General features: G+C 70.5%; 24 protein-coding genes. 2 read left to right on the top strand and 22 right to left on the bottom strand.

Annotated features, from left to right (window positions below; translation table 11 throughout):
* Positions 1-281: 281 nt before the first annotated feature.
* Positions 282-893, top strand: a complete 612-nt coding sequence (locus EV662_RS04665) for a hypothetical protein (protein WP_132460973.1) — start codon at positions 282-284, stop codon at positions 891-893.
* A gap of 2 nt (positions 894-895) precedes the next feature.
* On the opposite strand, the gene ftsA is transcribed toward EV662_RS04665, so the two are convergent.
* From ftsA to EV662_RS04720, 11 genes are all read right to left on the bottom strand, one after another.
* Entirely contained in the window at positions 896-2,230 is a 1,335-nt protein-coding gene (gene ftsA / locus EV662_RS04670; RefSeq protein ID WP_132460974.1) for a cell division protein FtsA, read from the bottom strand.
* A complete protein-coding gene (locus EV662_RS04675) occupies positions 2,230-3,105 on the bottom strand; it encodes a cell division protein FtsQ/DivIB (RefSeq protein WP_132460975.1) in 876 nt (291 codons plus the stop codon). Before EV662_RS04675 ends, ftsA begins: the two co-directional genes overlap by 1 nt.
* A complete protein-coding gene (locus tag EV662_RS04680) occupies positions 3,093-3,971 on the bottom strand; it encodes a D-alanine--D-alanine ligase (RefSeq protein ID WP_243695768.1) in 879 nt (292 codons plus the stop codon). Before EV662_RS04680 ends, EV662_RS04675 begins: the two co-directional genes overlap by 13 nt.
* Before the next feature lie 96 nt (positions 3,972-4,067).
* A complete protein-coding gene (murB, locus tag EV662_RS04685; protein WP_132460977.1) occupies positions 4,068-5,000 on the bottom strand; it encodes a UDP-N-acetylmuramate dehydrogenase in 933 nt (310 codons plus the stop codon).
* Positions 4,997-5,263, bottom strand: a complete 267-nt coding sequence (locus tag EV662_RS04690) for a hypothetical protein (RefSeq protein WP_132460978.1) — start codon at positions 5,261-5,263, stop codon at positions 4,997-4,999. The genes murB and EV662_RS04690 overlap by 4 nt, the downstream gene beginning before the upstream one ends.
* Positions 5,260-5,520, bottom strand: coding sequence for a DUF2484 family protein (locus EV662_RS04695; protein ID WP_132460979.1), 261 nt, complete (start codon positions 5,518-5,520; stop codon positions 5,260-5,262). Before EV662_RS04695 ends, EV662_RS04690 begins: the two co-directional genes overlap by 4 nt.
* The gene (locus EV662_RS04700; protein ID WP_132460980.1) at positions 5,517-6,704 is read right to left on the bottom strand and encodes an APC family permease; all 1,188 of its coding nucleotides are present in this window, start codon (positions 6,702-6,704) and stop codon (positions 5,517-5,519) included. The genes EV662_RS04695 and EV662_RS04700 overlap by 4 nt, the downstream gene beginning before the upstream one ends.
* Before the next feature lie 6 nt (positions 6,705-6,710).
* Positions 6,711-8,108: a UDP-N-acetylmuramate--L-alanine ligase gene (gene murC / locus EV662_RS04705; RefSeq protein WP_132461241.1), complete on the bottom strand. Its 1,398-nt coding sequence runs from the start codon at positions 8,106-8,108 to the stop codon at positions 6,711-6,713.
* 30 nt (positions 8,109-8,138) lie between these two features.
* A complete protein-coding gene (locus tag EV662_RS04710) occupies positions 8,139-9,230 on the bottom strand; it encodes a UDP-N-acetylglucosamine--N-acetylmuramyl-(pentapeptide) pyrophosphoryl-undecaprenol N-acetylglucosamine transferase (RefSeq protein ID WP_132460981.1) in 1,092 nt (363 codons plus the stop codon).
* The gene (gene ftsW / locus EV662_RS04715; protein ID WP_132460982.1) at positions 9,227-10,396 is read right to left on the bottom strand and encodes a putative lipid II flippase FtsW; all 1,170 of its coding nucleotides are present in this window, start codon (positions 10,394-10,396) and stop codon (positions 9,227-9,229) included. Before ftsW ends, EV662_RS04710 begins: the two co-directional genes overlap by 4 nt.
* A 301-nt stretch (positions 10,397-10,697) precedes the next feature.
* Positions 10,698-11,870 carry a type III PLP-dependent enzyme gene (locus tag EV662_RS04720; protein WP_207903589.1) on the bottom strand — a complete coding sequence of 391 codons (1,173 nt, stop codon included), beginning with the start codon at positions 11,868-11,870 and terminating at the stop codon, positions 10,698-10,700.
* Between the two features lie 309 nt (positions 11,871-12,179).
* Between EV662_RS04720 and EV662_RS04725 the strand changes: the two genes are divergently transcribed.
* The gene (locus EV662_RS04725; RefSeq protein ID WP_132460984.1) at positions 12,180-13,112 is read left to right on the top strand and encodes an L-lactate dehydrogenase; all 933 of its coding nucleotides are present in this window, start codon (positions 12,180-12,182) and stop codon (positions 13,110-13,112) included.
* A gap of 303 nt (positions 13,113-13,415) precedes the next feature.
* Here the strand turns inward: EV662_RS04725 and murD are convergent, their stop codons facing one another.
* The 11 genes from murD to EV662_RS04780 all read right to left on the bottom strand — a co-directional run bounded on the left by murD (position 13,416) and on the right by EV662_RS04780 (position 26,294).
* A complete protein-coding gene (gene murD / locus EV662_RS04730; RefSeq protein WP_132460985.1) occupies positions 13,416-14,819 on the bottom strand; it encodes a UDP-N-acetylmuramoyl-L-alanine--D-glutamate ligase in 1,404 nt (467 codons plus the stop codon).
* Between the two features lie 86 nt (positions 14,820-14,905).
* Positions 14,906-15,346, bottom strand: coding sequence for a hypothetical protein (locus EV662_RS04735; RefSeq protein WP_132460986.1), 441 nt, complete (start codon positions 15,344-15,346; stop codon positions 14,906-14,908).
* A gap of 27 nt (positions 15,347-15,373) precedes the next feature.
* Positions 15,374-16,459, bottom strand: coding sequence for a phospho-N-acetylmuramoyl-pentapeptide-transferase (mraY, locus tag EV662_RS04740; protein ID WP_132460987.1), 1,086 nt, complete (start codon positions 16,457-16,459; stop codon positions 15,374-15,376).
* Positions 16,459-17,907 (bottom strand): UDP-N-acetylmuramoyl-tripeptide--D-alanyl-D-alanine ligase, encoded by a 1,449-nt coding sequence (locus EV662_RS04745; RefSeq protein ID WP_132460988.1) that lies wholly within the window; start codon positions 17,905-17,907, stop codon positions 16,459-16,461. Before EV662_RS04745 ends, mraY begins: the two co-directional genes overlap by 1 nt.
* The gene (locus tag EV662_RS04750) at positions 17,904-19,379 is read right to left on the bottom strand and encodes a UDP-N-acetylmuramoyl-L-alanyl-D-glutamate--2,6-diaminopimelate ligase (RefSeq protein ID WP_243695769.1); all 1,476 of its coding nucleotides are present in this window, start codon (positions 19,377-19,379) and stop codon (positions 17,904-17,906) included. The genes EV662_RS04745 and EV662_RS04750 overlap by 4 nt, the downstream gene beginning before the upstream one ends.
* A gap of 26 nt (positions 19,380-19,405) precedes the next feature.
* Entirely contained in the window at positions 19,406-21,184 is a 1,779-nt protein-coding gene (locus tag EV662_RS04755; protein WP_132460990.1) for a peptidoglycan D,D-transpeptidase FtsI family protein, read from the bottom strand.
* The gene (gene ftsL / locus EV662_RS04760) at positions 21,181-21,543 is read right to left on the bottom strand and encodes a cell division protein FtsL (RefSeq protein WP_132460991.1); all 363 of its coding nucleotides are present in this window, start codon (positions 21,541-21,543) and stop codon (positions 21,181-21,183) included. Before ftsL ends, EV662_RS04755 begins: the two co-directional genes overlap by 4 nt.
* Positions 21,544-22,542, bottom strand: a complete 999-nt coding sequence (gene rsmH / locus EV662_RS04765) for a 16S rRNA (cytosine(1402)-N(4))-methyltransferase RsmH (RefSeq protein WP_132460992.1) — start codon at positions 22,540-22,542, stop codon at positions 21,544-21,546.
* Positions 22,543-22,545: 3 nt separating this feature from the next.
* Entirely contained in the window at positions 22,546-23,049 is a 504-nt protein-coding gene (gene mraZ, locus EV662_RS04770; protein WP_132460993.1) for a division/cell wall cluster transcriptional repressor MraZ, read from the bottom strand.
* Positions 23,050-23,629: 580 nt separating this feature from the next.
* Positions 23,630-24,703 (bottom strand): Mrp/NBP35 family ATP-binding protein, encoded by a 1,074-nt coding sequence (locus EV662_RS04775; RefSeq protein WP_132460994.1) that lies wholly within the window; start codon positions 24,701-24,703, stop codon positions 23,630-23,632.
* Positions 24,704-25,205: 502 nt separating this feature from the next.
* Positions 25,206-26,294 (bottom strand): Hint domain-containing protein, encoded by a 1,089-nt coding sequence (locus EV662_RS04780; protein ID WP_132460995.1) that lies wholly within the window; start codon positions 26,292-26,294, stop codon positions 25,206-25,208.
* Between the last annotated feature and the right edge of the window lie 22 nt (positions 26,295-26,316).

Here is a 26,316-nt window from a genome sequence, read left to right on the forward strand (position 1 = left end):
TTCGCCGATCCGACCACATCTGGGGGGCTGTCCTGCGCCGCCGTCTAGATGCGCAAGCGGACCCCTCGGGGCGGTCGTCACGGACTACGCCCGCGGGCGCGTCGTTCCGGCGATGTGGGGCACACTGCTCATGCCTCGGCGGGTGTTTTCACCCTTTCGCCCAGAATAGCAGACCCGCCCGCCCCGGTCACGCGGAAAACGGCGCCCGGGCCGGGCGATTTGGGGAATTCGGCGTCCCGGTGTAGGCTGGCACGGCACAACGGGACCGGGGAGACGGGGCGATGCCGAACGAAGAGGATCTCAAGGCGCTGGCGGTGACGGGGCGGCGGTTCGGCGCGGGGCTGGAACGCTGGGGCCGGCAGGCGGCGCGCACCGCGCAGGCGCAGGGCCAGCCCGGCCCGGCCGAGGTGATCGGGCGCATCGCCACCAGGCTGCCTCGGATTGTGGACAAGCTGTGGCGCAAGATCATGGCGCTGGCCGAGCAGTTCGGCCTGTTCGACCTGGCCGGCGCGGTCGGCGCCTTCGCCGAGGCGGGCATAGACGAGCTGATGGACGTGCTGGACGACCTGCTGGGTATGCTGGAGGATGCCGGCACCGCCGCCGCGGACACGGTGATCGGCGCGGTCCTGGGCGTGATCGAGGCGATCAAGAAGGCGATCCACCTGGTGCTGGACCGGGTCAAGATGCCGCCCGTGACCGAACCGATCGAGATCATCCTGGACATGCTGGACAACCTGATCGGCAATATCGCCGAACTGGTCAGCCCCAAGGCGGGCACGATGGCGCGCACCTTCCGAAGCAACATGTACGGACAGCTGGGCGACATCCGCGCCGCGCGCGCCGCCCTGCCCGCCCGCGCGGTTCCCGACAAGGATGCCGAAGCGCCAGGCTGAGGTTACCAGTTCTCCTTGAACCAGCGCACCGCGCGTTTCAGCGACCGGGCGGGGTAGCGTTCGGTGGGGATGTCGAAATCCCACCATTCGTCCTGCGGATGCGCGGCGAACAGGCACAGCCCCACCGAGGCGGCAAAGCCCGGCCCCGTCGCCGATTGCGGCAGGCCCTGGATGCGCAGGGGGCGCCCCAGCCGCACCTGGCGGCCCAGGATATGCGAGGCCAGCCCGTCCAGCCCGGGGATCTGGCTGCCCGCGCCGGTCAGCACGATCTGGCGCGAGGGCAGGTGTTCGAACCCGGCCGCGTCCAGGCGGGCGCGGACGTCGACCAGGATTTCCTCGACCCGGGGGCGCATGATCCCGATCAGTTCGGTCCGGCTGATCCGGCGGGTGTCGCGTTCGTAATCGCCGCTGTCGCCGCCCAGATCGATCATCTCGCGGTCGTCCATGCCGGTGGCCACCACCCCGCCATGCAGGGTCTTGATCCGCTCGGCGGTGGAAATCGGCACGTGCAGCCCCTTGGAAATGTCCGAGGTCACATGTTCGCCGCCCAGCCGCACGTTGTCGGCATAGATCATGTGTTTCTTGATGAAGATGGAAATTCCGGTCGCCCCGCCGCCCATGTCGATGCAGGCCGCGCCCAGCTCCTGTTCGTCCTCGACCAGCGCCGACATGCCCGACGCATAGGCCGAAGACGCCAGCCCCGCCAGTTCCAGGTCGCAGCGTTTCACGCAATGGACAAGGTTCTGGATCGCGCCCGCGTCCACCGTCAGCAGGTGCATGTCACAGGCCAGACGATGCCCGATCTGGCCACGCGGATCGACCAGGCCCGAGCGGGTGTCGAGCGCGAAATTGACCGGCTGGGCGTGCAGCACCTCGCGCCCCGGGCCGATCGGCGGCATCTCGCAGGCGGCCAGCACGCGGGCGATATCGGATTCCGAGACCATCGAGTCCGACAGTTCCACCTGCCCCTCCAGCCCGTAGGAGCGCGGCCCCGCCCCGGCGAAACAGGCGATCACGTGGTCGACGCGGACCTGCGCCATCTTCTGGGCGGCCTGCACGGCGGTGCGGATCGCGCGCTCGGCCTCGTGCATGCCGTGGATCTCGCCGAAGCTGATCCCGCGCGAGCGCGTGGTCGCCGCGCCGATCACCCGGAACCGCGACTGCCCGGCCAGCGAGCCGATCTGCTCCACGCCCCCCGCGGGCCGGATGCCGTCGAAACGCAGCACGAGGCAGGAAATCTTGGAACTGCCGACATCCAGGATCGCGATCACGCCGCGGTCCATCGCCTGCTTGCGCATCCGCCGCATCGCCCGCTGGGCCTGGTAGAGATCGGTCATCAGTTCGTCGCTCCTGTCTGAAGTCTTCTTATCCGCCGGAATTCCTCGACCGCGTCGGGGGACAGCCGCACCGTGGGGCGGGCCGGGTTGCGCAGGTCGACCACCACGATGTCGCGCCCCAGCATGTCGGACACCTCGTCCAGCGCCAGCACGCGTTCCAGTGCCGTCACCGCGTTCTGCGCGGGCAACAGGATGCGCTGGTCGCGGTCCAGCACCACGTCCCAGCGCCGCGCGCCGATCCGCACCAGCCCGCGCAGCCGCTGTTCCAGCGGCGCGGCCGCCGCGATCAGCTGCAGCGCCTCGGCCACGGCCAGGTCCGCCCCCTCGCCCGCGATCAGCGGCAGGTCGGGGCGCAGCGCGCGGGCCTCGATCGGTGCGACGCGGTGGCCCTGTTCATCCAGCAGTTCCAGCCCCGCCTCGCCGCGCCAGACCACGGCGGGCACGCGTTCCTCGACCGTCAGTTCCAGGATGCCGCCGGGGCGCACGCGCATCTGCGCGGTTTTCACCGCGTCCAGCCCCTCGACCGTCTTGCGCATCTCGTGCAGGTCCAGGTCGAAGGAGGACAGCGGGAAATCCAGCGGCAGAACCTCGCGGATATCGGCGTCGGTCTCGGCCGAGGCGCCCTCGATGGCCATCAGCTTGACCATGAATTCGGGGCGGGTTTCGACCTGGCGGCGGATGTCGGCGATCTGGGCGGCCAGGTCGGCGCGGCGGGTGTCATCGGCCAGCCAAAGGGCCGGGATCGCCATCAGCGCGGCCAGCGGCAGGCCCTTGAGGACGGCCTTGCGGAACAGCGGCGTCAGCCACAGCCGTTCCAGCCGATAGGCCCAACGCGACGGCGCGGGGTCGCGCGGCGGAACGATCAGCGCGCACATGAGGCGTCCTCCACGATCCAGCGGCACAGCGCGCCGAAGGGGATGCCGCAATGGGCCGCCTGTTCGGGCGACAGAGAGGTGGGCGTCATGCCGGGCTGGGTGTTGGTTTCCAACAGGATCAGCCCGTCCAGCCCGCGCGCCTCGTCCCAGCGGAAATCGGTGCGCGACAGGCCCCGGCAGCCCAGCGCCCGGTGCGCGCGCAGCGCGTAGTCAAGGCAGGCATCGAACACCTCGGCGGGCAGGTCGGCGGGCACCACGTGGCGCGAGCCGCCCTGGGCGTATTTCGCGTGGTAGTCGTACCAGCCGTCGGTCAGGATATCGGTCACGGTCAGCGCCCGGTCGCCCATCACGGTGGTGGTCAGTTCGCGCCCCGGGGCATAGGCCTCGACCATCACCAGGTCGGGCATCTCCTCGCCCATCTCGGGCGGCGCGTTGGCGGCGTCGTGGACGATATGGATGCCGACCGACGAGCCCTCGTTATTGGGTTTCACCACGTAAGGGGGCGCCATGACGTGGCCCGCCGCCACCTCGGCCTTGCGGGCCAGCAGGCTGTCGACCACGGGCAGGCCGGCGGCGCGGTAGGCGGCCTTGGAGCGTTCCTTGTCCATCGCCAGCGCCGAGGCCAGCACGCCCGAATGGGTGTAGGGGATGCGCAGCCATTCCAGCAGGCCCTGCACGCAGCCATCCTCGCCCCAGCGGCCATGCAGCGCGTTGAACACCACGTCGGGGGCACAGTCGCCCAGCCGCGCGGGCAGATCCTGCCCCGCGTCGATCTCGACCACGTCGAAACCTTCCCCACGCAGCGCGGCGGCGCATTCGCGCCCCGACGACAGGGACACCTCGCGCTCGGCCGAGGGTCCGCCCATCAATACCGCCACTCTGGGGGCTGTCCTGCTCGACTTGCCCGCCACCTGTGCCTCATGTCCGGGGCGTCTGACGGCCCCTTGGTTCAGCTTGTCTGTTCAGCTTTTGTCCGGGGCCGGTTCGCCGACCCTCATGATTTCCCACTCTAGCTGTATTCCGCTGTTTTGGAAAACCCTTTTTCGGACCTCCTCGCCCAGCGATTCAAGGTCCGCGGCACTCGCCCCGCCGGTATTCGTCAGGAAATTCGAGTGCTTTTCCGACATCTGCGCGCCACCGATGCGCGCGCCGCGCATCCCCGCCTCGTCGATCACCTTCCACGCCTTCAGCTCGTGGGTGTCATCGGCGCGCCCGGTCGAACTGAACCCCGCAGGGTTGCGGAAGGTGGACCCGGCGGTGCGGTCCTTCGTCGGCTGGGTCGCGTCGCGTTTCGCCAACTGGTCGGCCATCGCGGCGGCCAGCGTGTCGGGGTCGCCCGGCGGCCCCTCGAACGTGGCCTCGATCAGGACACAGCCGTCGGGCAGGTCGGTCTGGCGATAGCGGAAATTCAGGTCGTCCGCGGTCAGGGTGACGATCCGGCCCGCCCGCGTCACGGCCCGCGCCGAGACGAACACATCGGCCACGTAACGCCCGTAGCAGCCCGCGTTCATCCGCACCGCGCCCCCCACGGCGCCGGGGATGGTGCGCAGGAAGGTCAGGTCGATGCCCGCCTCGGCCGCCTTGCGCGCGACATGGGCATCCAGCGCGGCGGCGCCCGCGGTCACGCGGGTGCCGTCGACGGTGATCCCGTTGAAGGCGCGCCCCAGCCGGATGACCACGCCGCGGATGCCGCCATCGCGCACGATCAGGTTGGACCCCACCCCCATCGGGAAGACCGGCACATCCGCCGGCAGCGCGGCAAGGAAGGCGGCCAGATCCGCGGCATCGGCGGGCTGGAACAGCCAGTCGGCCGGCCCGCCCACGCGCAGCCAGGTCAGGTCGGCCAGCGGCCGGTCCGGGGTCAGGGTGCCGCGGGGTGCGGGCATCTGGGTCATTCGCCGCCTCCGATCCATGCGCCGAGGGCATAGAGCAGCAGCGACAGCACCGCAACGCCCGCCCAGGGAACGATCACGGCCGAAGGCGCGACCGTCGCGGCCGCCTGCGCGCCCAGCGCGGCCCAGGTCACCCAGGCGAGCGCGGTGTAGAGCGCGAAGAGCACCGCGAACCCGCGCGGCGCCCGGCGCAGCCCGTGCGACAGCGCCGCATAGGCCACCAGCGGCGCCGCCGCCCAGCCCGCATAGGCCAGAAGGACGGTCATTCCCCGCCTTGACGCCGGCGCAGGGGCCGGGCCAGCCAGCGGGCGAAATAGACCAGCGGCCAGCGCACCACCGAGGCCCCGGCGCCCAGCGCGATCAGCCCCGGAAGCGGGCCGTTCTGGTAGGTGACATAGCCCACGATCGGGATGCCCACCGCGATCAGCCCATAGGCCGCGGGCCAGTGGAACCGCGCGGGCAACAGGCCCAGCGCCGCGGCGATGACGACCCAGACACAGGCAAGAACCAGGGACAGCGTCATGCAAGCCCTCCGAATGACAGCGCCAGCGCGGCAAGCGACGTGACCAGCCCCGCCCAGGGCACCCAGGCCGGCACCCGGAACGGCGCGTCGGGCGCGCGCCGCTTGAGCGCGATCAGCGACAGGTTGACCAGCGCGAACACCATCAGCAGCACCACCGAGGTCGCCCCCGCGAGCGTGGCGACCGGAAGCGCCAGCGCCCCCGCGATGACCGCCGCGCCCACCACCAGCGTGGCCAGAACCGGCGTGCCAAGGCGCGGGTGGGCATGGTGAAAGACCGAAAGGCGCGGCGCGCGCCGGCCCAGCCCGAACAGCACGCGCGCAGCCATCACCACCTGCGCCAGCACCCCGTTCAGCGCCGCCGCCCCCGCGATCAGCGACAGGAACGCCGCCGACCCGCCCGTGCCGCGTTCCCAGACCAGGGCCAGCGGGCGGTCGCTGGCGGCAAGATCGGCCACCGGCACGGCGCGCACGGTGACGATGGACACCGCGGCATAGATCAGCGTGGTCACCCCCAGCGCGACCAGGATCGCGCGCGGCAGGGTGCGGGCGGGCTCGGCCACCTCTTCGGCCATGTTCACCATGTCCTCGAAGCCGATGAAGGCAAAGAAGGCCAGAACCGCGGCCACCCCCAGCCCCGCCAGCGGGACCGGCGCGGGCCGGGTCCAGTCGGGCGTGGGCGCGGCCTGAAGGCCGGCGTAAACCACGAGGCCAAGCCCCAGCAGCTCCACCGCCGTCAGAACCGCGGCGAACGCCAGGCTTTCCAGAACGCCCAGCGCCGCGACCGCGACAAGCCCCGCGCCCAGCGCCACCAGCAGCGGCACGAAGGGCAGGTTCCCCGCCGCGGCCAGGTAGCCCGTGCCGCCCCGCAGGACCGCCGCCGCCGACACCGTGCCCGCGACGACGATGGCCAGCCCCACGCCCACGGCCAGCCAGTGCAGCCCCAGCCCCTGCTCGACATAGGCGGCCTCGCCCGCGGCCTCGGGGATGCGGGTGGAAAGTTCCGCGTAGGACAGCGCCGAGGGCGCGGCCACCAGCCCCGCCAACAGGAACGCCAGGGGCGCCCAGATGCCCGCCGCCCCCGCGACCGCCCCCACCAGCACGTAAATCCCGGCGCCGACGATGACGCCGATTCCGTAGGCGGTCAGCAGGCCGGGTCCGATGCGTCGTTTCAGGACCTCGGCCATGGCGCCCTAGCCCCCCAGCCGCTGCGGCAGGGCGTTGGCCCAGGCGCTGATCGTGCCGGCGCCCAGGCAGACCACCATGTCGCCGGGGCGCGCCTCGGCGCGGACCAGGCGTTCCAGGTCGTCCTCGCTGCGGATCGCGGTGGCGTGGCGGTGGCCGTGGCGGATCAGGCCCGCCACCAGGTCGTCACGCGACGCGCCCGGGATCGGGTCTTCGCCCGCGGCATAGACCTCGGCGATGCCGACCACGTCGGCGTCGTTGAAACAGGTGCAGAAATCGTCGAACAGCGTGTGCAGCCGCGAATAGCGGTGCGGCTGGTGCACGGCGATCACCCGGCCCGTCGTGGCCTGGCGCGCGGCGCGCAGCACGGCGGCGATTTCCACCGGGTGATGGCCGTAATCGTCGATGATGGTGACGCCGCCCACCTCGCCCACCTTGGTAAAGCGGCGATTCACGCCCTTGAACCCCGCCAGCGCCGCGCGGATCTCGTCGCCCTTCATGCCCAGGTGGCGGGCCACCGCGACGGCGGCCAGCGCGTTCGAGACGTTGTGATCGCCCGGCATCGGCAGGGTGCAGCCCTCGATCAGGATATCCTCGGCCTGCAGCGCGATGTCGAAATGCGCCACGCCCCCCTTGTAGGTCAGGTTCACCGCGCGCACGTCGGCCTGCGCGTTGAAGCCGAAGGTCACGACCCGGCGGTCGGTGACGCGCCCCACCAGCGCCTGCACCTCGGGGTGGTCGGTGCAGCACACGGCCAGCCCGTAGAACGGGATGTTCGACACGAAATCGTAGAAGCCCTGGCGCAGGTTCTCGAAATCGCCCCAGTGTTCCATGTGCTCGGGGTCGATATTGGTGACGATGGCGATGGTGGCGGGCAGGCGGTTGAAGGTGCCGTCGCTTTCGTCGGCCTCGACCACCATCCACTCGCCCTCGCCCATCCGCGCGTTCGAGCCATAGGCATGGATGATCCCGCCGTTGATCACGGTCGGGTCGATCCCGCCCGCGTCCAGCATGGTGGCGACCATGGTGGTGGTCGTCGTCTTGCCATGGGTGCCCGCGACCGCGATGTTCGATTTCAGCCGCATCAGTTCGGCCAGCATCTCGGCCCGGCGCACCACCGGCAGGCCGCGCAGGCGGGCGGCGTCAAGCTCGGGGTTGCCCGGCTTGATCGCCGAGGAAATCACCACGACTTCCGCGTGCTCAAGGTTCTCGGCGCGCTGGCCCTCGTAGATGGTGGCGCCCAAGGCCTTCAGCCGGTCGGTGATCTTCGTCGCCTTCAGGTCCGAGCCCTGCACCCGGTAGCCCAGGTTCAGCAGAACCTCGGCGATGCCCGACATGCCGATGCCGCCGATGCCCACGAAATGGATCGGCCCCACATCGGTCGGAAGCTTGGTAACCGCGTTCATCCACTCGATCCCTCGTGCCAGGTTCATGCCTTATCCCTCCCCGCCCAATGCCTCGACGATTTCCACCAGGCGTTCCGTCGCGTCGGGCCGCCCGCAAGACAGCGCCGCGCGCGCCATCTGCAGCGCGCCGTCGGGCTGTTCCAGAACCGTGGCGATGTGCTCTGACAGCGTGGCGGGGTCAAGGGCCGATTCCGGGATCAGGATCGCGGCCCCAGCCTCGACCAGGCCGCGGGCATTCGCGGTCTGGTGATCGCCGGTCGCGTAAGGATAGGGGATCAGGATCGCGGGCCGCCCGATCACCGAGATATCGGCGATGGACGAGGCCCCCGCGCGGGAAATCACCAGCTGCGCCTCGGCCAGCCGCTTCGGGATGTCGTCGAAGAAGGGGCGGACCTCGGCCTCGACGCCCGCGGCATCATAGGCGGCGGTCACGCGGGCGACGTCCTCCTCGCGGGCCTGGTGGGCGACGCGAACATGCCGGCGCAGGGGCGCGGGCAGCGCGGCGACGGCGGCGGGCACGTTGTCCGACAGGGCGCGCGCGCCCTGGCTGCCGCCGATGGCGACGATGCTCATGGGATAGTCGCCCGGCGGGATATAGGGGGCGCCCGCGCGGTCCATCACCGCCGCGCGCACCGGGTTGCCGCAATGCCAGCCCTCGACCCCCTCGGGCAGGTCGGTCGGCCAGGTGCCGCAGGCCACCGCGTGCACGCGTTTCGCGTAAAGCTGGTTGACCCGGCCCAGCACCCCGTTCTGTTCGTGGATCATCCGCGGCAGCTTCAGCGCGATGGCCGCCGACAGCGCCGGGAAGGACGGGTAACCGCCGAACCCCGCCACCACGCTGGGCCGGTCGCGCAGCATGTTGACCAGCGCCGCCAGCACGCCCGCGCCCAGCCGGAAGGGGGCGGCGATGCGTTCGGCCAACCCGCCGCGCGCCAGGCTGTCGGCGGCGACGCGCAGGATTTCCACCTCGCGCGGGAAGCCGCCCGCATAGCGCGCGCCGCGCGCATCCGTCGACAGCTTCACCCGCCAGCCGCGCGCCAGCATCGCCTCGGCCAGCGCCTGGGCGGGGAACATGTGCCCGCCCGTGCCGCCTGCCGCGATGACCAACAGGGGCGCGCTCATGCCCGCCCCCGGCGGCGCAGGATGTCGCCGATCTCGCCCTGGGGCCGGGTCCGCGTCAGCGCCAGCAACATGCCCACGGTGATGCCCCCCGCGATCAGCGACGAGCCGCCATAGCTGACGAAGGGCAGCGTCATGCCCTTGGCCGGCAACAGTTTCACCGCCACCCCCATGTTGATCAGCGCCTGCACGGCAAAGGTACAGGCCAGCCCCGTGCCCGCCAGCCGGATGAAGGTGTCGCGCTCGCGCATCAGGCGGAACAGCGACCGGATCACGATGGTGGCGTACAGCAGGATGATCGCGGCCACCAGGACCAGCCCGTATTCCTCGGCCGCCACGGCGATGATGAAATCGGTATGGGCATCGGGCAGCGACCATTTCACCTGCCCCTCGCCCACGCCCACGCCGAAGAACCCACCCTCCTGGATCGCGTTGACGGCATAGCCCAGCTGCGTGCGCGGGTCGATCTCGGGGTTGAGAAACCCGTCGATGCGGCGGGCGAAATGCTCGGAATGCTCATAGGCCAGCGTTCCGGCGGCCACCACCGCGCCGGCCAGCCCCACCAGCAACAGGAACGGCGCCCCGGCCACGAAATAGATCACGCCCCAGGCGAAGAGGATCAGCGCCGCCTGCCCGAAATCGGGCTGGAACGCCAGGAAGGTCGCCACCAGCAGCGCAAGCCCCAGGGACATGGCCCGCCCCGGCGGGCCGTTCAGATCCTGCGCGGCCGACATCATCCAGGCCGCCAGAACGATGAAACCGGGCTTCAGGAATTCCGAGGGCTGCACGCTGGCGAAACCCAGCGAATACCACCGCGTCGCGCCCTTGCCGAAATCGGTGCCGAAGACCGGCAGCAAGACCAGCGCGACGAAGGCCGCCAGGAAACCGATCACCCCCAGCCGGCGCACAAGGTCCGGCGACATCATCGAGAACACCAGCATCGCCGCCAGCGCCATGCCGCCGAACACCACCTGGCGCTCCACATAGTGAAAGGCGTCGAACCCGTTCTTCGCGGCCAGCGGCGGCGAGGCGGCAAGCCCCAGAAGCAACCCCACCCCGAACAGCATCAGGATGCAGGACATCGCCCACTTGTCGACTGTCCGCCACCAGCGTGGCAGGACCGGTTCGCCCGCGCGAATGGGCGCGGTGCCATAGACCATTTCCGTCATGGGCGTACTGCCTCGACTGCCTCTCGTGCCGCCCGTTTGCCGGGTCTGACGTCAAGTGTAACGCCAAAGCGCGCTTGGCGCCAGCACGGAAAGGTTACCGGCCGCGGCGCACGCCCCGGACCCGCTGACCGGCGAAGGACGGGCCACGGGTTTCGCCCCGGCTGACGCCGGGGCGACCGGCTGGGGGCTCCGCCCCCAGACCCCCAGAGTATTTTTTCCAAGAAAAAGAACAAATTTGCCTTCTTCTGGCCCGAAATATCCCGGGGGGAGTCCGAAGGACGGGGGGCAGCGCCCCCCGCTTTCAGATCACCACCACGTCCAGCGGCGGAAAGCCGTTGAAGCCGACCGAGGCATAGCTCGAGGTATAGGCGCCGGTATTGCGGATGATCACCCGGTCGCCGGCCTTCAGCCCCGTCGGCAGCAGGACGGGACGCTTTTCGTACAGCACATCGGCGCTGTCACACGAGGGACCCGCCAGGATGCAGGGGGCCATCGGCTCGTGGTCGCGGTCGGTCACGAACTGGTAGCGGATCGCCTCGTCCATGGTTTCGGCCAGCCCCGAGAACTTGCCGATATCGAGATAGACCCAGCGGAACGCATCGGTGTCGCATTTCCGCGAGACCAGCATCACCTCGGCGGCGATGGCGCCGCACTCGGCCACCAGGCCGCGGCCCGGTTCGGCCATGACGCGGGGCACGTCGCCGAAGCGGGCCGCGATCTGGGCGCGCACCGCCGCGGCATAGGCCGTGGGGGCCTCGACCTCTTCGCCGTAAAAGGCCGGGAAACCGCCGCCGATGTTCAACAGCTCGAGGTCGAACCCCGCCGCGCGCGCGGCATGCCAGGTGCCCGCCACCTCGTCCAGCACCGGCCCCCACATCGCCGCGACCCGGGTCTGGCTGCCGACATGGAAGGACAGGCCCACCGGGCGCAGGCCGGCCGCGCGGGCCCGCTCCAGCAGCGGCTGGACCTTGCCGGGGGCGCAGCCGAACTTGCGCGACAGCGGCCAGTCGGCGGCGCTCGCGGTGACCAGCACCCGGATATAGACTTGGGCGCCGGGGGCGTGTTCGGCGATCTTGTCCAGCTCTTCCTCGGCATCGGCGGCGAACAGGGTGATGCCCGCGCGATGCGCGAACGCGATGTCTGCGGCGCGCTTGACGGTGTTGCCGAAGGAGACGGTTTCGGGCCGGGCGCCCAGCCCGAGGCACAGTTCGATCTCGGCGCGCGAGGCCGCGTCGAAGCCCGAGCCGAGGGCGACCAGCCGCTCGACGATGGCGGGTGCGGGGTTGGCCTTCACGGCATAGTGGATCGCCGCATCGCCCAGACCCGCGCGCAGCGCGGCAAAGCGGTCCGCCACGGCCTCGGCGTCCAGCACCAGCGTCGGGCGGTCGAACTGGGCGCCGCGGATGAAGGATTCGGCGCGCGAGGGCGCAGCGACGGGGGATCGGCCGACGAAATCGGCTTGCGTAGCGTACATGGTCATCTCCAATAGACCCGGCCAGCTATGACCGCTCAGTTCCAAGGGAGACGTTACCGTCGCTACGTAACCCGTAAGGGGACAGAGGCGCGTGCGTTGGCGTCCGTGGGCGGGCAGATAGGGCCGGCGCCGATTCGGTGCAACAGGAAATCTGGAATATTTCGCCGATTGGGCACGCGCGCGCGAAACCGTGACCGCGCCGCAACTTGCGCGGGCGCGCCATGGGTATTTCAGCCAGGAAGAAGGCAGCGGTTGAGGGCCGGGGCGGCGGCCGTGCTAGGCTGCCGGCAGGACGAACGGAGGGCACGCATGAAGGTCGGGATCGTGGGCGCGGGCATGGTGGGCAGTGCGGCGGGCTATGCGATGGCGCTGACCGGGGCGGCCAGCCGGATCGTGCTGGTGGACCGCGATGCGGCGCTGGCACAAGCGCAGGCGCAGGATATCGCCCACGCGGTGCCCTTCGCCTCGGCCGCGGTGGTCGAGGCGGGGGGCTACGACGCGCTGGCGGGCGCGGGCGTGGTGGTGCTGGCCGCGGGCGTGGGCCAGAAGCCGGGCGAAAGCCGGCTGGCGCTGCTGGAGCGCAACGCCGCGGTGTTCGAGGACGTGGTGGGCGCGGTGCGCGCCGCCGCGCCGCGGGCGATCCTGCTGATCGCGACGAACCCGGTCGACGTGATGACCCATGTGGCCACCCGGCTGTCGGGGCTTTCGCCGGGGCGCGTGATCGGGTCGGGCACGATCCTGGACACCGCGCGGTTCCGCATGCTGCTGGCGGGCCATCTCGGGCTCGCGCCGCAATCGGTGCATGGCTACGTGCTGGGAGAACACGGCGACAGCGAGGTGCTGGGCTGGTCCGGGGCGCGGGTGGGCTCGGAACCGCTGGCCTCGGTCGCGGCGCAACTGGGCGCGGCGATCACGGCGGATGTGCGCGCGCGGATCGATGCGGGCGTGCGGGGCGCCGCCTACCGGATCATCGCGGGCAAGGGGGCCACGAATTACGGCATCGGCGCGGGGCTGGCGCGCATCGTGCGGGCGATCGGGCGCGACGAACAGGCGGTGCTGTCGCTGTCCGTGGTCACGCCCGAGGCGGCGGGGGTGCGCGACGTGGCGCTGTCGCTGCCCCGCGTGGTCGGGGCGGGCGGCGTGGGCACCACGCTGATGCCGACGCTGGACGCGGCCGAAACCCGCGCGCTGGCCGCAAGCGCGGCGCTGTTGCGCGAAACGGCGGGCGCGCTGGGGCTTTAGCGCCGGGCCGCTGCGGGCAACCTCTCCGGGGCCGGCCCGCCCTTGCCGCCCGCGCGTCCCCCGGGGGGTGCGGGGGGCAGCGCCCCCCGCCCGGTCGCCTCGCGAAAGCGAGGCGAAACCACCCGCCTCAAAGCCCAACCCGCCGGGAACCGTGCCGCGTCCCGCCCGCGCTTGTCCCGGCCCCGCCTGGCCTCCCCCGCCGGGATAGCGGACGCGCCGCGGGCGCAGCCCCCGGCGCCGGTCGCCTCGCGCAGCGAGGCGAAACCCGGACATCGCGCCCCCGCGCACCACCGGGCGCGTGCCTCAGCGCTGCAGAACCCGCGCCACCTCGGCGATGAAATCCTCGCCGCGCTTCTCGAAATTGTCGTACTGGTCGAAACTTGCCGCCGCGGGGGCCAGCAGCACCACCTCGCCCGCCTCCGCCTCCTCCGCGGCCCGCGCGACCGCCGCGGCCATCGTGGTGCAGAGCTCGTGCGGCAGGTCCCTAAGGTGCAGCGCGAAGCCCGCCGCCTCGCGCCCGATCACATAGGCCTTGGCGACATGGCCGAAATGGGGGGTCAGCGCGCCCAGCCCGCCCTCCTTTTCCAGCCCGCCACAGATCCAGCGGATGCGCGGAAAGGCCGCCAGCGCGCGCGCGGCACTCGCCGCATTCGTCGCCTTGGAATCGTTGACGAAGCGCACGCCGCCCGCCTCGGCCACCAGCTGGCTGCGATGGGGCAGGCCGGCGAAATCGTTGAACGCGCGCTCGATCTCGCGCGGGCCGATGCCAAGGCAGCGTGCCGCGGCATAGGCGGCGCAGGCGTTCTGGTGATTGTGCGCGCCGGGCAGGCCGGGCACCCCGCGCAAATCGATGCTGGCCACCTGGCGCCCCTTGCGCCATTCGGCCAGGAACCCCTTGCGCGCAAAGACCGACCAGCCCGGCCCCGCCAGCTTCGCCTCGGCCGAGACGCGGATCACCCGGTCGTCGCCCGGCCCCTCGGCCATCTGGTTGGCCAGGAACCGGCCCTCGTCCTCGTCCACGCCGATCACCGCGCGGTCCGGCCCACCCTCGGCGAACAGCCGCCGCTTGGCTGCGAAATAGCCGCCCAGGCCCCCGTGCCGGTCCAGGTGGTCGGCCGACAGGTTGGTGAAGACCGCGATATCGGGGGTCAGCGCGCGTGCAAGCTCGGTCTGGTAGGACGACAGCTCCAGCACCACCGCGCCGCCCTCGCCCGGCGGGTCGATATCCAGCACGCCGCGGCCGATATTGCCCGCCAGCTGGCTGTCGCGCCCCGACGCCGCCAGCACGTGGTGGATCAGCGCCGCGGTGGTGGACTTGCCGTTCGACCCGGTAACCGCGATCACCTTGGGCGGGCTGTCGAAACTCTCCCAGGCCTCGGTCGCGAAGGACCGGAAGAACAGGCCGATATCGTTGTCCACCGGCACGCCCGCCGCCCAGGCCGCGGCCACCACCGGGTTCGGCGCGGGGTAAAGATGCGGGATGCCGGGGCTGAGGATCAGCGCTGCCGCACCCTCCAGCGCGCCCGCCCGCGTCAGGTCGGCGGGTGCGAACCCCTCGGCCTCGGCCGCGGCGCGCGCGGCCTCGTTATCGTCCCAGGGCAGAACCTCGGCCCCCCCTGCCCGCAGCGCGCGCGCCGCCGACAGGCCGGACCGCCCCAGCCCCAGCACGGCCACCCGCGCCCCGTTCACGCCCCGCACCGGAATCATGCCCTACCCCCGTTCCAAGGTGGCGCGAGCATGCCCGCGCGGGGCGGGCGGATGCAAGACGGCCCGGACCCGGGCCGCCCCGGCCTTCAGACCAGGTAGTGCCAGCCCAGCATCAGCGGCGGCACCGCCACGGCGGTCAGCGCGAAGACGAAGCCCGCCGTCCGGTTGCCGCCCATCCGCTGCACCGCGCCCGAGATCGCCGGCGCCACCACGATCGCGGCCAGCACGATCGGCAGGATTTTGTCGAAGATCGGCGCGCAGTTCTGCGGCTGGGCGAAATTCTCGATGCAATAGGGCACCAACTGGTTCGAGAAGACCAGCGTCAGCGCGATCAGGTAGCCGATGAACGCCACCACCGCGTAGGGCGGCACGCCGTCCCACTGCTTGAGGGTCGCGTCGGGCGTGACCGCGTGCAACCTGGGCGCGGCCCAGAAATCCGACGCGCGGCGCCGTTTCTGCGGCTTGGGCTCGGGCGCGGGGGTTTCGTAGTCCCGGACGAAATCCTCGTCCACGATCTTGTATTCCATGCTCTCGTCCTCCTGTTCCCCCAGGTGTCACCGAACCTTGAGGGTCGCCAGCCCGATCAGCGCGAGGATCAGGCTGATGATCCAGAAGCGTATCACGATCTGCGGTTCCGCCCATCCCTTCTTCTCGAAATGGTGGTGGATGGGTGCCATCAGGAACACACGTTTCCCGGTCGCCTTGAAATAGGCGACCTGGATGATGACCGACAGCGCCTCGGTCACGAAAAGCCCGCCTACTATGGCCAAAACGATCTCGTGCTTGGTCGCGACGGCGATCGCGCCCAGCGCGCCACCCAGCGCCAGCGACCCCGTATCGCCCATGAAAACGGCCGCCGGTGGGGCATTATACCACAGGAATCCCAGCCCCGCGCCGATCAGCCCGGCGCAGAAGATCAGGATTTCGCCGGTGCCGGGCACGTAATGCACGTCGAGATACTCGGTAAAGTCGACGCGCCCCACGGCATAGGCGATCACCCCCAGCGTGCCGGCCGCGATCATCACCGGCATGATGGCGAGGCCGTCCAGCCCGTCGGTCAGGTTCACCGCGTTGGCCGCGCCCACGATCACGATCATCGCGAAGGGCACGAACAGCAGCCCCATGTTCCACAGCGTGTCCTTGAACACCGGGAAGGCCAGTTGATAGCTGAGGTCCGCCGGGTGGACCGAGGCCGCCCAGACCCCGGCGATGGCCGCGATCAGCAGGCCGAGGCCGAACCGCACGCGCCCCGGCACGCCCTTGGTGTTGTTCTTCGACACCTTGGCATAGTCATCGGCGAACCCGATCGCGCCGAAGGACAGGGTCACGAACAGCAAGAGCCACACGTAGGGGTTGTCGAGCCGCGCCCACAGAAGCGTCGAGAAGATCAGCCCGCCCAGGATCAGCACGCCCCCCATGGTCGGCGTGCCCGCCTTGGTTTCCAGGTGGCCCGCGGGGCCGTCGGCGCGGATCGGCTGGCCGTTCTTCTGGCGCTTGCGCAACAGGTTGATCAGCGGCCGCCCGAACAGGAAGCCGAAGACCAGCGCGGTGAAAAAGGCCGCGCCGGCGCGGAAGGTGATGTAGCGGAACAGGTTGAACGCACCGCCCCCGTCGGAAAGATCGGCCAGCCAGAACAGCATTACTCAAGGTCCTCGTCGGTTTCGGGGACCGATTGGCCCAGTTTCCGCAGCGCGTCAACGACGACCGAGACGCGGCTGCCCTTGGAGCCCTTGACCAGCACCACGTCGCCGGCATCGACCAGCCCGTGCACCTTGGCCGCCAGCGGCTCGGCCTCGTCGAACCACTGGCCGCGGCGTTTCAGGGGCAGCGCGAAATAGAGCGCCCGCATCCGCGGCCCCACGCAATGCACCAGATCGACGCGGCCCATCGCGGGCAGGTCCGCCAGGCCCGCATGCATCGCCTGTTCGTCCGCGCCCAGTTCCAGCATGTCGCCCAGGATCGCGATGCGCCGACCGCGGGCGACCCGGCCGACGCCGTCGCGCGGCATCGCCGCGGCCAGCACCTCGAGCGCGGCGGCCATCGAGGCGGGATTGGCGTTGAACGCGTCGTCGATCACCTCGAAGGCCATCTCGGGATCGAGCGCGTCGAGCGGCACCTTCAGCCGCGCGCCGCGCCCGCCGGGCGGGGCCCAGGTGGCCAGGTCGCAGGCGGCCACCGCCCGGTCGATGCCCAGCGCCTCGGCCACGGCCAGCACGCCCAGCGCGTTCGCAGCGAAGTGGCGCCCGGGAGCACGGATCTTGAACAGCAGCTTCTCGCCCCCGACCTTGGCCTCGACCACCGTCGAATGAGGATGAAGCTGAGCCCCCAAGAGCCTGAAGTCGCACGATTTCGACGCCCCGAAGGTGATCGGGCGGGCAGCCTGGCCGCGGGCCGCTTCGGCCAGGATCGGGCTGACCTCGAGATCGTCGGGATAGACCGCGACGCCGCCGTCCTCGAGCCCCTCGAAGATCGACGCCTTCTCGTGCGCGATGCCCGCGAGGTCGTCGAACGCCTCGAGATGCGCGGGGGCCACCGTGGTGATCAGCGCGACATGGGGGCGCGCCAGGCGCGCCAGCGGCGCGATTTCGCCGGGGTGGTTCATGCCGATCTCGATCACCGCGAAATCGTCGTCCGAGGGCAGGCGCGCCAGGGTCAGCGGCACGCCCCAGTGGTTGTTGAAACTCGCCTCGGCGGCATGCACCCGGCCCTGCCCGGCCAGAACGGCGCGCAGCATTTCCTTGGTCGAGGTTTTGCCGACCGAGCCGGTGACGCCGACCACCCGCGCCCGCGCCCGCGCCCGCCCCGCGCGCCCCAGCGCGCCCAGCGCCGCCAGCACGTCGGGCACGATCAACAGCGGCGCGTCCCCGGCCACGCCCTCGGGCACGCGCGAGACCAGCGCGGCGGCGGCGCCGCGGGCCAGCGCGTCCGCCACGAAATCATGCCCGTCGCGCTGATCGGTCAGCGCCACGAACAAATCGCCCGGGGCCAGGCTGCGGGTGTCGATGGACACGCCCGTCGCCTGCCAATCACAGGTCGCCCGCCCGCCCGTGGCGGCGGCGGCCTCGGCGGCGGTCCACAGCGCGCTCATGCCAGCCGCCCGTCCAGCGCGGCCACCGCGACGCTGGCCTGTTCCACGTCGTCAAAGGGGAATACGTCGTCGCCCACCACCTGCCCCGTCTCGTGGCCCTTGCCCGCGATCAACAGCGCGTCGCCCGGCTCCAGCGCGTCGACGCCGCGCAGGATCGCCTCGGCCCGGTCGCCCACCTCGATCGCCTCGGGACAGCCCTGCAGCACCTCGTGGCGGATCACCGAGGGGGTCTCGCTGCGCGGGTTGTCATCGGTGACGAACACCACGTCGGCATGGGCCGCCGCCGCCTGCCCCATCAGGGGCCGCTTGCCCCGGTCGCGGTCGCCGCCCGCGCCGAACACCACCACGATGCGGCCCATTACATGCGGGCGCAGCGCCCGAAGCGCGGTCGCCAGCGCGTCGGGCGTGTGGGCGTAATCGACGAACACCGCCGCCCCGTTTGCCCGCGTCGCGGCCAGTTGCATCCGCCCGCGCACCCCCGACAGGTCGGGCAGCGTGTCGAACACCTGCCCCGGATCGTCGCCGCAGGCGATCGCAAGCCCCGCGGCCAGCGCCACGTTCTGCGCCTGGAACCCGCCGATCAGGTTCAGCCGGACCTGCCGCGCCCGCCCCTGCCAGTCCAGCCGAAGGTCCTGCCCGGTCGCGTCGAACCGCTGGCCCGCGATGCGCAGATCGGCGCCCGGATCGGTACCGACGCGCAGCACATCCTGCCCGCGCGCGGTGGCGATGCCGGCGATCACGGGGCCCTTGGGATCGTCCACGTTGACCACCGCGGTGCCGTCGGCGGGCAGAACCCGGTCGAACAGCCCGGCCTTGGCGGCGAAATACTCCTCGAACGTCTCGTGGTAATCCAGGTGGTCCTGGGTGAAGTTGGTGAACCCCGCCGCGCGCAGCACCACCCCGTCCAGCCGCGCCTGCGCCAGCCCGTGGCTGGAGGCCTCCATGATCGCGTGGGTGACGCCCGCGCCCGTCATCTCGGCCAGCAGGCGGTGCAGCGTCAGCGGGTCGGGCGTGGTGTGCGCCAGCGGCGCCTCGAACGCGCCCTCGACGCCGGTGGTCCCCAGGCTGGCCGCCGCGTGCCCCAGAAGCGTCCAGATCTGGCGGGTGAAATGCGCGACCGACGTCTTGCCATTGGTCCCCGTGACGGCGGCCATGGTGGCGGGCTGGGCCGCGAACCACAGCGCCGCGGCGCCGGCAAAGGCCGCGCGGGGGTCCTCGGCCACGATCAGCGCGGCGTCAGAGCCGGCCAGGACATCGGCCGCCAGCGCCGCGCCCTCGGCATCGGTCAGGATGGCGGCCGCCCCCTGGCGCAGGGCGTACTGGATGAAATCGCCGCCATGGGCGCGGCTGCCGGGGAAGGCGGCGAACAGAAAGCCCGGCTTGACCGCGCGGCTGTCGATGGCAAGCCCGGTGACCCGGGCCTCGCGCCCGCCCCTGGCCCGAAGGCCCAGCGCGGCAAGCGTTGACTCCATGCGGCCCGTCATGATCCCCCGCGCCCCTAGTTCGCGGCCAGTGTTACCCCGAAGCCCGCGGCCGTTTCAATCTCTGGCCGCAGCCCCAGAAGCGGCGCGGCGCGGCGAATGATCTCGCCGGCGACGGGGGCGGCGGTCCAGCCGGCGGTGCGGCGGGGTTCGGAACCGGTGCGGTCCTCGGGCTCGTCCAGGCTGACCACCAGCACATAGGCGGGATCGTCGGCGGGAAAGATGCTGGCGAAGGTGCCGATCACCTTGTCCTTGTAATAGCCGCCCGTGGGCTTTGGCTTGTCGGCGGTGCCGGTCTTGCCACCCACGGCATAGCCTTCGACATCGGCGAAGGTCGCGGTGCCGCGCGACACCACCTGGCGCAGCATCGAACGCACCGCGCGCGAGGTCGATTCCGAGATCACCCGATCGCCCGGCGCGACCGGCCCGGCCAGGATCGTCGGGCGCACCCGGGTGCCGCCATTGGCGATGGTGGCATAGGCGGCGGCCAGGTGCAGGGGGCTGGCCGACAGCCCGTGGCCATAGGAAATCGTCATGGTGGAAATCTCGGACCAGTTCTGCGGCAACAGCGGCTTGCCCGAGGCGGCCTCGACGATTTCCAGCGGGGTGGGCTCCAGCAGGCCCAGCTTTTCCAGGAACGCCCGCTGGCGCTCGGCGCCGATGCGCTGGGCGATGCGCGCGGTGCCGATGTTCGAGCTTTCCACCAGCACGTCGGTCACCGAAAGCTGCGGCCCGTAATTGTGGAAGTCGCGAATCCGGTGGCGGCCCCAGACCAGCGGGCCCTTGGTGTCGATCATCGTGGCGGGCGAGACGATGCCCTCGTCCAGCGCCTGGGCGATGGTAAAGGTCTTGAAGGTCGAGCCCAGCTCATAGACGCCCTGCACCGCGCGGTTGAACAGCGGGCTGTCGGACGCGTCGCCCTTGACCAGCGGGCGGGGGCGTTCGTTCGGGTCGAAATCGGGCAGGCTGACCAGCGCGATCACCTCGCCGGTCTGCACATCCATCAACACCGCCGCCGCGCCCTTGGCATTCATCAGCTTCATGCCGCCGGCCAGCACCCGTTCGACCGCCGCCTGCACGCTCAGATCCAGCGACAGGCGCAGCGGCGCACCGCCATTCGCGGGGTCGCGCAGCCACGAATCGAACGCCTTTTCCACGCCCGCGCGGCCCACCACCTCGGCCGAGGAAACGCCCTCGCGGCCGAAACCCGACCCGCCCAGGACATGGGCGGCCAGCGGGCCATTGGGATAAAGCCGCATCTCGCGCGGGCCGAACATCAGCCCCGGATCGCCGATATCATGCACGCGCTGCATCTGCTCGGGGCTGATCTTCTTCTTGATCCACAGGAACTTGCGCTTGCCGGTGAAATCGCGGACCAGCTTTTCCTCGTCGAGATCGGGAAAGATCGCGACCAGTTCGCGCGCGACCCGCAGCGGTTCGATCATGTTCGGCGGCTGGGCATACAGCGAATGCGTGGCCAGGTTGGTGGCCAGGATGTTGCCGTTGCGATCCACGATATCGGCGCGCTGGGCGACGATGGCCGCGCCCGAGGTGGCGGCGCGCGGCTCGGACGGCTCCGAGGCGGCCAGGCTGCCCATGCGCACGCCGACCACCAGGAAGGCGGCGAAGAACATCACCCCCAGCATCAGCAGCCGCCCCTCGGCGCGGTCGCGGGCGGCGTCGCGCATCTGTTCGTGGCGCAGGCGCAGGTTCTCGCGCTCGATCGCGGCGGGGCTCTCGCCCCGGGCGCGGGCCTCCAGGATGCGCGCCAGCGGGCGCAGCGGTGTGCGGATCATTGCAGCCCCTCCCCCTCCTCGGCCAGCAGGCTGCCCAGGAAATCCTCCGGGATCACGATCTCGGGCAGCTCGTAGACCGGGTAGGCCACCTGGTCGAGATTGCCGAACTGTTCGGGCGCCAGCGGCATCAGGCCCAGCCGGTCGAAATTGATCTCGGCCAGCGCCATCAGCCGGTCGGGCCGGTTCAGATAGGCCCATTCGGCGTTCAGCACGGCCAGCTTTTCACGCAACACGCCGATATCGCGGTGCAGGTCCTCGACCTCGGCGATGGCCTGCTGGGTGCGGTAATTCTCGCGATAGGCCCAGACCGCCAGCCCCATCACGGCCAGCGCGGTCAGCACGTAGAACAGGCTGCGCATCTAATGCCCCTCCATGATCTTCGGCAGGCCCAGTTCGGCCCGGTCGACGGGACCGGCGGGCGCCTCGGTGCGGATCGCGACGCGCAGCTTGGCGGAGCGCGCGCGCGGGTTGGCGGCCAGTTCGGCCTCGTCGGGCGGGGTGGCCTTGCGGGTCAGCAGGGTAAAGCGCGGCTCTTCCTGCGGCTGTTCGGGGGCATACCGGCTGCCGCCGCCGCCCTGGCCCGCGCGCAGTTGCAGGAAGCGTTTGACGATCCGGTCCTCGATCGAATGGAAGGTCACGACCGCCAGCTTGCCGCCCGGCGCCAGCGCGCGTTCGGCGGCCTCAAGCCCCGCGACCAGCTGGCCCAGCTCGTCGTTCACCGCGATGCGGATCGCCTGGAAACTGCGCGTCGCGGGGTGGCTTTGGCCGGGTTTCTGGCGCGGCAGGCAGCGCGCGATCACCTCGGCCAGTTGCGCGGTGGTGACGATGGGCGCGATGGCCCGCGCCGCCACGATCGCCCGCGCGATGCGGCGCGCGGCGCGCTCCTCGCCGTAATGGAACAGGATGTCGGCCAGCTCGCCCTCGGACGCGGCGTTCACCAGGTCGGCCGCCGACGGCCCGCTATCGCCCATCCGCATGTCCAGCGGCCCGTCCTTCTGGAACGAGAACCCGCGTTCCGCCCGGTCCAGCTGCATCGAGGACACGCCCAGGTCCAGCACGACGCCATCCAGCGGCCCGCCCGCGATCCGGTCCAGGTCGGAAAACGTGCCCTCGACCAGCCGCAGCCGGTCGCCATAGGCCTCGGCCCAGCCCTCGGCCATCTCGAACACGCTGGGGTCGCGGTCCACGCCGATCACGCGGTCCGCCCCGGCGTCAAGCAGACCGCGCGCATAGCCCCCCGCCCCGAACGTGCCGTCCAGCCAGATGCCCGACACGGGCGAGACCGCCTCGAGCAGCGGGCGCAAGAGGACGGGGATATGCGGCGGGTCGGTCGGGGAAAGGCGTTCTGCACCGGCCATCCCCTAGTCCTCCAGCGATCCATCGAGAAGGGACGCCACGTCGAAATCGGGCGGCAGTTCCTCGAACCGGGCGATGGCGCGGGCCATTTCCTCGGTTTCGTAGGTGTCGGGGTTCCAGATGCGGAATTTCTCGCCCGAGCCGACGAACAGCGCCTCGTCGGTCAGCCCGATCTTTTCGCGCAGCTTCTGCGGCAGCACGATGCGGCCGTCATTGTCGACCTCGGTGGGGTGCGACTGGACGTTGAAGGTCATCTCCAGCATCTGCCGTTCGATGGACCCGCGCGGCTTGGACTCGATCTTGCGGTCGATCTCCTCGATCGCCTCCATCGTGTAGCATTCCAGGAACTTGCGGCGCGGATCGCCGTAGACGATCACCACCTGGGGGCGCAAACCGTCGGTCCAGTCGGGATCGCCCGCCTCGAGGATGCGCCGGAACAGGGACGGAATCGATACCCGTCCCTTGGCATCCACCTTGTGGCGGCTTTCGCCTCTGAACCTGCGCGCCACCGGACCTGCGCTCCTTTTGCCTCACCGTCCGCCGGGTACGAAAACGGCGGATTGAGCTGCTGCCACTGCCCAATCCGCCGCCCTCGTCCCGCTTCGGGATGTCCGGCTGCGCGATGCCACCTGGGGGGATGTTCTGCTCGCCCGCGCGCCGGATCTCTGTTTTTCGATGAAGGCGGAGGTGCCTGTATGAAGCCTGACTGACTTGCGGGGTCTTGCTGCCCCTGATTGCCCGTCCTCATCGGATGAACAAGGGATGCCATGGGAATTCATGGAAATCAACTGAAATCGATGGGACACAACGGGGGAATAAGGGAGAGCACCCGGCCCCGCGTCGGCTTGACCTGCCGAAACGGACGCGAAAAATGGCGCAGGTTGCGAAGAAAACAAAAGCGGCCACAACATCTTGTGGCCGCTGGCGCGGGGCAGGATTTTCCCGTGATTTCCCAGAATTTTCGGGCGCAGGCCCCGACCGGGGCCGAAAACCCGCCCGATCAGCCCGGATCGCGCCCGGTCACGCCCCGGTGATTCGCAGCGCCGGGGCCGGTTTCCGGCCCCGGACCATGAATTCCCATGGCGTCCGTCAGGCCATCCCGCCGCCGATCAGGCGGGCGGCGATATGGGCATAGGCCTCGGCCGCGGGCCCCTCGCCCAGCGCCACGGGCCTGCCCGCGTCGCCCGCCTCGCGCACCTCCAGCGCCAAAGGCAGCGCCCCCAGAAGCGGCACGCCCAGTTTCTCGGCCTCGGCGGCGACACCGCCATGGCCGAAGATATGCGCCTCGTGCCCGCAATTGGGGCAGACATAGGTGGACATGTTCTCGACCAGGCCCAGAACCGGCGTCTTGAGCTTGGCGAACATGTCGATGGCCTTGCGCGCATCCAGCAACGCCACGTCCTGGGGCGTGGACACCACGACCGCGCCGCTCAGCTTGGTGCGCTGGCACAGGGTCAGCTGGATATCGCCGGTGCCGGGCGGCAGATCGACGATCAGCACGTCGAGCGGCCCCCAGTTCACCTGGGTCAACAGTTGTTGCAGCGCCCCCATCAGCATCGGGCCGCGCCAGATCACCGCCTGCCCCTCGTCCAGCATCAGCCCGATCGACATCATGGTGACGCCATGGGCCACGACCGGTTCGATCGTCTTGCCATCGGGCGAGGCGGCGCGGCGGTCGACCCCCATCATGCGCGGCTGCGAGGGGCCATAGATATCGGCGTCCAGCAGACCCACCCGGCGCCCCTGCCGGGCCAGCGCGACGGCCAGGTTGCTGGCCACGGTGGACTTGCCCACGCCCCCCTTGCCCGAGCCCACCGCCAGGATGCGGTCGATGCCGGCGGGGTTCTCGGGGCCGGCCTGGGCGGTGGGGTGGCGGCCGATCTTCAGCCCGCCCTCGGGCGGGGCCTTGGGCGCGGGGCCGTGCGCGGTCAGCACGGCGGACACCTTGGCCACGCCGTCCATCGCCTGCACCGCGGCCTGCGCAGCGGCGCGCAGCGGCTCCATCGCGGGGGCCTGCGCGGCGTCGGGCGCCTCGATCACGAAGCGCACCGCGTCCCCCTCGACGCTCAGCGCCCGCACCATGTCGCGCGAAACCAGGTCGCCCCCGTCCGGCAGCGCGATTCGGGACAGGGTATCGAGCACGGCATCGCGGGTGACGGGCATTTGGGCCTCCTTGGGGGTGATTGGGTTAACCTCTTACTTGTGCACCGGCGCGGCAAGCGCAAGATTGTTCGCACGGTGCCGGATTTCGCGGCAGCGGGGCGCAGGGCGCCCAGAATTACGTCAGCAAGACTTATGCATTTTCTGCATGGCGGCAATTCACATGCGGACCATTGTGCATCCGCAGCATTTGGCTATCTTCAATTCAACGGCGCGCGGCACGGTCCGCGTATCGGGATCGCCAAGGGCCGCGACGGTGGCAAGAGGCAGCCCGTAAAGCCTTGGAAAAGGGAAACCCCTCCTCCTCCCTGGGTTTCCTTTTATCGCGGCGGCACCGACCTCCTCCCTGGTGTCGCCGCACATTTTCGACGGAACCGCACGGCTCCGACAGTTACGGCGGGCGTCTCCTCCTCCCTGACTCCGCCGTAGTATGGAACGGCGGCACCTACCTCCTCCCAGGTGCCGCCGTTTCCCTTTTCCGGACCATCAAAACGGGGTTGTGCGCCTAGCGCGGGTCCAGTGCCGCATCCGCGGCATCGGCCATGGCCGCCACCGGCAGGACGGCGGGGCGCGCGGACGCGCGGGACGGGCCGAACAGCGCGCGCGCCTCGTAGCTGCGCAGGATCGGGCGGGCGGCCTCGAACGGTTCGTCGCCGGCGGGGGTGAAATCCAGTTCGGGGAAATGGGTGGCGATCTCGTCGCGCGCCTCGGAATCCAGCGCGCGGCGCGCGACATCGCCCAGGTAAAGGCTTTCGCAGGCCACGCCCTCGGCCAGCACCAGTTCGTGACGTTCGAACAGCAGGTGGACATAGCGCACCATCGGCCGTTCCACGATCGCCGCGCCCCCCACCCCGGCCATGGCCATGGCCCGCGCCGAGACCAGGACCTCGGGCGCGGCGAACATCATTTCCGCCATCGCCGAGGCATGCAGCACCCGGTGCTGTTGCGACAGGACCAGCGGCCGGTCATTGCCCAGCGCGCCCGGCGGGAATTCCACCGGCGCCATCGGGCCGGTGCCGCGGGTGACGCTTTGGCCCACCCACAACAGCATCTGCGGCCCGTGGTCGACGGTTTCCACCATCATGCCGGGCACCAGGCTGGCCGCGCGCACCGGGCCGCGCGGCGTGGCGATCATCGTCTCGGCCTCGAAACAGATCACCGGGGCGGAATATTCGGTGTTCGGGTCGCGGTCGTAGACGTAGAACCCCGGATTGTCGGACGGCGTGTAGTTGTCCCAGTACCATTGTTCCAGGTCGAATGTAGGCGACCAGACCACCTGGACCAGGTCGCCGTTTTCATCCGTGCCCTCGAACACCACGGCATAACCGGGGGCGAAATCGATCTCGTCCGAGCGGATCACCACCGCATCGGTCAGCGTGGCCGAGTGCGCGCCGCCAAAGGACACCTCGTAGACATCGCCCACCTCGAACGTATAGGGGTCGGGGTCGCCCTCTTTCGAGGTGATGACCAGGTCCTTGGTCCCGTTCGGCGGATAGTCGAATTGCGACGTCCCGGCGCCGCCAACATTGTTGTTGACGTTGTCGCCCGTGGACGCGGCGAATTCGGTATCTACGGCGTTGAACGTGACGATCATGACAGAGTCCTTCGTCCCAGAC

The organism is Rhodovulum marinum (genome assembly GCF_004343075.1).
GTDB classification, from domain to species: Bacteria; Pseudomonadota; Alphaproteobacteria; order Rhodobacterales; family Rhodobacteraceae; genus Rhodovulum; species Rhodovulum marinum.